This window comes from Psychrobacter sp. AOP30-A2-5 (genome assembly GCF_052378115.1).
Lineage (GTDB): Bacteria > Pseudomonadota > Gammaproteobacteria > Pseudomonadales > Moraxellaceae > Psychrobacter.
In genome coordinates this window covers 1-554 of sequence record NZ_JBQSXK010000066.1, presented here as the reverse complement: position 1 = coordinate 554, position 554 = coordinate 1, and the positions used below count along the sequence as shown (strand labels likewise).

The 554-nt window shown below is 41.5% G+C and carries 1 protein-coding gene; it reads left to right on the top strand.

The annotated features are described in order from the left end of the window. Positions 1 to 42: 42 nt before the first annotated feature. Positions 43 to 554, top strand: a 512-nt coding sequence (locus tag ACT3S4_RS14385; RefSeq protein ID WP_444761311.1) for an IS1595 family transposase, incomplete at its 3' end; no start/stop codon positions are given.

The window sequence follows — 554 nt, the reverse complement described above, 5'->3', positions numbered from 1 at the left end:
AAGGGGCTGTCCTAGATAAGTAAAATAATCTAGGATAGTCATATGAGAAAGAGCAGATTAAGTTGGTACAAACAAACCAGACTCATTGAACTATTTATTGCCGGTTCTACCGCAAGAACAGCAGCAAGCTTAGTGGGTGTTAATAAAACAACAGCTAGCTATTACTTTCACAGGCTAAGACTACTGATTTATGAAAATAGTCAGGAACCTGGTCTTCTAGAAGGCGAAATAGAAGTTGATGAGAGCTACTTTGGCGGTAGACGCAAAGGCAAACGTGGTCGCGGTGCTGGTAATAAAGTGCCTGTGTTTGGACTGCTTAAGCGCAATGGCAGCGTCTATGCTTGTCTCATCCCTAATGCCAGAGCCGATACCTTAATCCCTATTATAAGAGAAAAAGTAAAGCCTGATAGCATCGTTTATACTGACTCATTCAGAAGTTACAATGCCCTTGATGTCAGTGAGTTTACCCATTACCGTATCAATCATTCAAAAGAGTTTGCACAAGACAGAAACCATATCAACGGAATAGAGAACTTTTGGAGCCAAGCCAAGCG